Genomic DNA, 6561 nt, shown 5'->3' with positions numbered 1-6561 from the left:
GTGTCGCAATTGCTTTGCCGTTTCATCAAAAAGTTCTTACAGGATTCCAGTAGGATGAAGCGTAATCCGACGTGGTATTTTACGTTTCGATTTCAATTTTTAGCTCGCGTTTCAACAAGCGAGAACATGGGGCAGAAGATGGGGTTTAGAAACCGTGGAGCGGCGGGTTCATGACGCTGCGCGAAAACGAAGCGTCTGACGAGGCTTGGGCCAAGGCAACGCGTATCGCGCGAGAGCTGGATCGCATTTTGGACGGGCAAGAGCCTATGCGCACCGCAGTTTCTCGGGCCGCATCCGAATTGCGTCTCTCGACGCGCCAAGTCTACAACCACCTGCGCCGATATCGTACCGAACATCGGGTGTCTTCGCTGTTGCCAAAGACAGGTGGAGCTAGGCGCGCGAGGATCAGCCCGGCTGTTGAGGAAATCATTTTGGCAACCCTTCGGGAGATGTGGCTTCAGCCCGAGCAACCGGACCTTGCGCCGATTGTCGATGAAATCCGCACCCGTTGTGACAGCGAGGGTCTTGATCCGCCTGCCTATGTCACCGTTTCCAAGCGTATCCCACGACTGTTCACGCCCGAGGAGATTGCACGACGGCGACATTCAGGAGGAAAAAACCTACGGCGCCTGAAACCCCGCCCAGGTTATATCCGGGCCAACCACGCACTCGATGTCGTCCAGATAGACCATACCCCCGCCGACATCCAGTTTGTGGAAGTCATCGATGGTCAGGGCATCTATGTTGGACGCCCCTATCTCACCATCGCAGCTGATGTTGCAACAAGCGCGATTATCGGCTTCTGCCTGACCCTTGAGCAGCCCTCACGCTTGTCGGTCGCCCTCTGTCTGGCGCAGGCGATGTGCCGCAAGGAGGACTGGCTGGCAGCGCGCGACATCAATCATTCCTGGCCGATGTTTGGCCGCCCGAAGATGGTCGTCGTGGATTCCGCCATGGAATTCAGAAGCACCAGTTTCATCCTGGGTTGTGCCGAGTACGGGATTGCAATTCAAAGCCGGAACAAGGGGACCGTCCATCGTGGCGGGGTTGTCGAACGACTTCTAGGCAAGGTGAATACGGTGCTGCGCTCCCTGCCTGGCAAGACCGGGCGTTCCATCGCGGATCGGGGTGAGTATCTGTCCGAAGACCGTGCGAGGCTCAACTTTGCAGACCTCGAACGCTGTATCGCGCTGGCGATTATCGATCACAATCTTAGCCAGAATGAACGCAAGCTGACAGTCCCGACCAATGAATGGGAACGAAAATGCCGTCAGCCGGACGGCCCGGAAGACAACCCTTTCGACGTTCTGCTCAGCTTTCTCCCGAACAAGACACGCAGGATTTCACCTCAAGGTGTCAGCCTGTTTGCCAACGACTATTTCGATCCATGGTTGGGCCCGTTGGTCGCCCGCCGTGATCGATTGGGTGCTCTCGATGTTCGTTATGATCCTCGGGACATTAGTCACATCTACATCAAGGATCCCGATACAGGAGCCTGGCGCCCTGTGGAGCGGCGGGATGGACTGCTTGAGGCGGTCACCCTCTGGCAGCACAGGGCCGAGAGAAGCCGAGCGCGCGAAACCGGCCGACGCCCGATCGAGGAGAAGACCGCGATCCGCCGCGAAATCGCGGCGACGGTAGATGCCTCGGCATCGAAGAAGCAAAGGCTGAAGGAAGTCGCACGGGCCAGGCATGCGGCTCATGCGCCGAAACCCTACCAGAGCCTCACTTCTTCCCCGACACCAATCCGCGAAACACCTGACCCTGAGCGCCCGCGCCGCGTCTTTCCGGTTGAGGATTGGTGAAATGACGGATCACCTCCTGGACTCCGCCGCATCACTTCTCGATGCCGGTGACGCGTGCCGCATCGCCCATATCCGGACGGCCCGTTGGATCAGCCATCCTGTTGCAAGTCGCGCCCATAACGCCATGCGTCTGCTACTCGATCGGCCAGTAACTTTGCGCCCCAGAGGGCTCTTGCTGACGGGCCCTTATCACAATGGCAAGACGATGATCGCCGAACGCTTCGCGATTGAACATTTGCGTCAGTCAGAACGTCAAAGGATCTGGGTGATCCAGACCCGAGAAGGTGCCGGACTGTCTCACTTCTATGCCAGCATTCTTGCCGGGTTGCGCGCGCCTCAGGCCTCTGGTTGGCGAAGCCTGTCGCGCGCGGGCGAGCAGGTGGATCATTTGCTGGACAGCTTGAAACCCCGCCTGCTCATCTTCGATGAGTTTCACAGCGCCCTTCGAGGGCGCCGACAGGACGTGAAATCTATCTTTTCGTTCCTGCGCCGCATCGCAAGTGTCCACGATATCTCGCCCGTACTGGTCGGCGAGGTTGCGGTCTATGACGCGGTACACGACACCGAGGAGATGGGATCGCGGTTCGATACGATCCCTGTTCCCAGATGGGCGTATGACGAGGATTTCGCGACGCTCCTCGATAGTCTTGAAACCTGCATGCCTCTCGCCCGCGCCTCGGACCTGTCGCGACCGTCACTGGCTGAGATCATCCATGAATTGTCAGAGGGCTTGATCGGAGAGGTCGTCGATATCGTGAGCAACGCGGCTATCACGGCGATAAGGAACGGCGAGGAACACATTTCTGAAGCGACCATCGCCTCGCTTGGTTACACGCCCCTGTCGAAACGCCGAAATGCTCCTTTGCGCCGCGAAATGATGTGACCCAGTCTGCGTCCGAGATCACAGTCACACCTGCGCGCGACTACGGCAATGAGGTGGGGCAAGGCTGGCCCGTCGTTGTTGAACCGGCACCCGGAGAGCTGCTGTCGAGCTGGCTGCATCGGCTGGCCATGGCCAATGGAATTCCACCTCAATATTTTGGGCGGGTTCTGGATGTCGCAGGTGGAGATTGGTCTGCGAAGCTTGACCGTGACCTTCCCGGGCGAATCCTCAATTTGCTGGTCGAGCGAACGCGGTTGCCTACCGAGGATATTGATGGCTTGGCTTTGAACCGCGACCCGCTGACCCGGTTGCGCATGCGGCAGACCACAGGATCAGGAGATGCCCGCGCATCGACCGCCCGGGTCAATCGCCTGCAATATTGCCCGGCATGCCTGAAAGAGGATCGCGCACCGTTCTTCCGGCGCGGCTGGACTTTGGCGACGCGCGTTTCCTGCTTTCGGCATGGATGCAGCTTGCGCGACCAATGCCCTGCCTGCGGCGGCGGCATTGCGCCTTCACGACAAAACCGGCTTCTGCGGCAACAATTCTGCGTCTGGTGTGATGCTGATCTCCGAAAACCCACCCTGCCCGCCGAGTATGATGTGCAGCGTCTCGAACGGCTCATCGACGATTTGCTTCGAATGCATGTTGCGGGACATGGACGGCATGGAAAGACATCCCTGCCCGCCATGCTTGGGGCGGCTTGTTTCACGTTCAATGGCCAGCCGACGTCAATTTCGCGCTTGCCGCACCGGGTCCGCTACGTATTGTTCCGCCAGTTGGCCGATGGAATGACGCACCTCCAAAAACGTTCCGTGCATCCTGCAATTGATCTCTGGACCCGCATTGCACGGGCTGCGCCCAAGCATTCCGACTTGGTGGCGTTATTGAGTGCAGAGATCACGTCACAGATCACACCGGGAACAAAGACGCGCTCCAGACATCCTGATTTGGCGGACTTACAACAGGTCATCGTTCGCCTTCATTCAAACCGCCGCACATCATTGGCAACGGCTATGCCTGCGAATTGATGACCCCTGCATCCTCCATCTGCTCCCGATCGGGCAGGTCCTGCAGCGACTCCAGATCGAACGCGACCAGGAACTGCTCCGTCGTCACATAGGTATAGGGTGCCCCGCGCCGCGGCGACCGTGGCCCGGTGACGATCAATCCACGCGCATGCAATCTTCCGATCAGATCTCGGCTGATCTCTTTGCCGAAGATGTCTTTCAGGCCGTCCCGTGTGATCGGCTGGTGGTAGGCGATGGCGGCCAGGACAGCGACATCGTATTCGCGCAGATCGAGATCCTGATCGCCGACATCTGCGGCCGTCCTGATCACCGCCGCATAGGCCGGTCTCGTCCGCAGCATCCAGCCGCCGGCCACCTGCGCCACTTCGAAGGATCGTCCTTCGAGATCGGCGACCAGGTCTTCGACCAACAGATCGACCGAAGCCCCCTGCCCCACCACGCGCGCGAGGTCCTCGCGCGGCACCGGCGATGCGCTGGCGAAGAGAACGGCTTCAATCCGCCGCATCCATTCGCGCCAGCGCAATTCGGTTGGCAGATCGTCCAATTCCCGGTCGAGGTCGGTTTCGGCGTGATCTTTGACCATGCCTAGATCCCGTAAAGGCGGAAGGTGTCACGCCCGGTGAGCTCTCGGGCGACCCCTAACGCCACCAGCCGGTCGCAAAAGCGGCGCGCTGCCCGGTCGGACCGCAGTGAGGTAAGCGCGGCAGGGGCAATGGCATCCCGTGCCAGAAAATGGGCCACTGCCTTGTCAGAACCCCTGGCTCGCAGTTTCGGTGCGGCCTCTTTGAGCCGTGCAGCGCGTCGTTTCAGATCGATGGCCTGGTGCGTTGTCTCAACTGCTGCCGTCCCAATTGCCTGATGACAGGTCAACCGCAACTCCTCGCCGGTTTTTCGAAGATCACCGCGCTTGAGGCCGAGTGCCAGAAGCGGCAGGACATGGCTCCACCCGAGCGCCTGCGCCAAAGTTGCATCCGCAAGAAGCAGTGCGGCGGCGAAGTCGCGGGGTCGATCTCCAAGAACGGCCTCCAGGACGGTGGCCGCTTGAGTCACCGGAGCCGCCTTCACCACTTCGAGCCAGGTTGCGATCTGTTCCGGTTCCAAAGTCGGCAGCGCCCGGTTCAATGCCTTGGCCGCCACCGGCCGTTCCACCGCGCGCCGCCAAGAAAGATAACTCTCGCCCGCTGGCCCCGGGCTGTCACCCGGCTGCAGAAACGCCAACGCATCCCGCAAGTCTGCCACCCTTTCCGGCCGCCCCGAATGTACCACACAAGCCTCCGCCGCGCGCAGCGCCAAACTTTCCCGCAACAAGGCTTGGGGGACGTCATCGCGCCCGATCACCAGATGCAGATGCGCGAGCGCCGCGCCCGACAAAAACGCCACATCTTCATGGGTTTCGGGGCGTGCGGAAGTGACCCAGGGCGGCATCCGAGGTAAGATATCAGGGTCGTCAATGAAGGTCGCTCGAGCATATGCCATGCCACAACACTATCCGATGGCGGCGCTTTGTTCTACCACATACTGTGCTAACCGCCCCGCTTTGCCGTATCCAGTTTTGTCCAATAACCTTGCGTTATCGGACGGAAAAATGATATGCTCGGAAACATGAGCAGTATCACGAATAGCGGCACCAAAATCGAGGATTCTGACGCGTCTGACGCAGAGATTTCGAGCTCAGCACCCCATACCGCGCCGAACAGTGACGAGCGCGACGAGAGAACCTCTCGGGACGGAGCCTCAATCGCTCTGCCCGCCCATGTGGCCGGCTCCGGCGCGCTCGACCGGCTGATCGATACCGCCCGGGACTATGCCGAGGCCTCGACGGCTGGGAACACGAACAAGGCCTACGCCGCCGACTGGAAACACTTCACCCGCTGGTGCCGGTTGAAAGGCACGGAGCCTCTGCCCCCCTCGCCGGAGATGGTTGGACTTTATCTGGCTGATCTGGCCGCCGCGACCGGGAAGGCCCCTGCTCTCTCGGTCTCCACCATTGAGCGGCGCCTCTCCGGCATCGCTTGGAATTACAGGCAGCGAGGGTTCACTCTTGATCGCAAGGACCGCCATGTCGCCACCGTTCTGGCCGGGATTAGGCGCAAACACGCGCGTCCGCCGGTTCAGAAGGAAGCGATCCTGCCCGAGGACATCCAGGCCATGGTGGGCACCCTTCCCTATGATCTCCGCGGGCTTCGAGACCGGGCGATCTTACTTCTGGGCTATGCTGGAGGTCTCCGTCGCTCCGAGATCGTGAGCCTTGACGTGCACAAGGATGATACACCGGGCTCCGGCGGTTGGATCGAGATTTTCGAAGATGGCGCTCTGCTGACACTGAACGCCAAGACCGGGTGGCGCGAGGTCGAGGTTGGGCGCGGCTCAAGCGACCAGACCTGTCCTGTCCACGCACTTGAGCAATGGCTACACTTTGCGAAGATCGACTTTGGGCCGGTCTTCGTGCGCACCTCGCGGGACGGCAAACGTGCCCTCGAGGCCCGCCTCTCCGACAAGCACGTCGCTCGGCTGATCAAGGCAACCGTTCTGAAGAGCGGCGTCAGATCCGATCTGCCGGAAGCCAAAAGGCTGGCAATGTTCTCTGGACATTCCTTGCGCGCCGGGCTCGCCTCGTCGGCAGAGGTTGATGAGCGCTATGTTCAAAAGCACCTGGGACATGCGTCGGCCGAGATGACCCGGCGTTACCAGCGCAGGCGCGACAGGTTCAGGGTGAACCTGACCAAAGCCGCAGGGCTGTGAAGCTCAGGAATCTTGACGCGTTGGTGAAGCGCTAAGATGAAATTCCAGCGCTTCAGTTTCAGCTTTCTGCTTCAATTGAAATCGGGAATTAAACGCGACA

The 6561-nt window shown here is 60.1% G+C and carries 6 protein-coding genes; 4 read left to right on the top strand and 2 right to left on the bottom strand.

Annotated features, from left to right (window positions below; genetic code table 11):
- Positions 1–170 precede the first annotated feature (170 nt).
- The 3 genes from GGR17_RS19900 to GGR17_RS19890 are packed head-to-tail and all read left to right on the top strand — an operon-like array spanning position 171 to position 3719.
- The gene (locus GGR17_RS19900) at positions 171–1805 is read left to right on the top strand and encodes a Mu transposase C-terminal domain-containing protein (RefSeq protein WP_054540545.1); all 1635 of its coding nucleotides are present in this window, start codon (positions 171–173) and stop codon (positions 1803–1805) included.
- 1 nt (position 1806) lies between these two features.
- The gene (locus GGR17_RS19895; protein WP_054540544.1) at positions 1807–2688 is read left to right on the top strand and encodes a TniB family NTP-binding protein; all 882 of its coding nucleotides are present in this window, start codon (positions 1807–1809) and stop codon (positions 2686–2688) included.
- Positions 2685–3719, top strand: coding sequence for a TniQ family protein (locus tag GGR17_RS19890; RefSeq protein ID WP_082386774.1), 1035 nt, complete (start codon positions 2685–2687; stop codon positions 3717–3719). Before GGR17_RS19895 ends, GGR17_RS19890 begins: the two co-directional genes overlap by 4 nt.
- Here the strand turns inward: GGR17_RS19890 and scpB are convergent.
- Both scpB and GGR17_RS19880 read right to left on the bottom strand, forming a co-directional pair.
- Entirely contained in the window at positions 3703–4302 is a 600-nt protein-coding gene (gene scpB / locus GGR17_RS19885) for an SMC-Scp complex subunit ScpB (RefSeq protein ID WP_054540543.1), read from the bottom strand. The genes GGR17_RS19890 and scpB overlap by 17 nt on opposite strands.
- Positions 4303–4304: 2 nt before the next feature.
- Complete coding sequence (locus tag GGR17_RS19880) at positions 4305–5195, bottom strand: DUF1403 family protein (protein WP_054540542.1); 891 nt, start codon at positions 5193–5195, stop codon at positions 4305–4307.
- A gap of 126 nt (positions 5196–5321) precedes the next feature.
- Here GGR17_RS19880 and GGR17_RS19875 point away from each other — a divergent pair, with 126 nt between their 5' ends.
- Positions 5322–6461, top strand: a complete 1140-nt coding sequence (locus GGR17_RS19875; RefSeq protein ID WP_054540615.1) for a tyrosine-type recombinase/integrase — start codon at positions 5322–5324, stop codon at positions 6459–6461.
- The last annotated feature ends 100 nt before the right edge of the window (positions 6462–6561 follow it).

This window comes from Actibacterium naphthalenivorans (assembly GCF_014196965.1).
Lineage (GTDB): Bacteria > Pseudomonadota > Alphaproteobacteria > Rhodobacterales > Rhodobacteraceae > Actibacterium_A > Actibacterium_A naphthalenivorans.
Note: the sequence above shows the minus strand (reverse complement) of the source record. Positions and strands in the feature narration are given on the sequence as shown.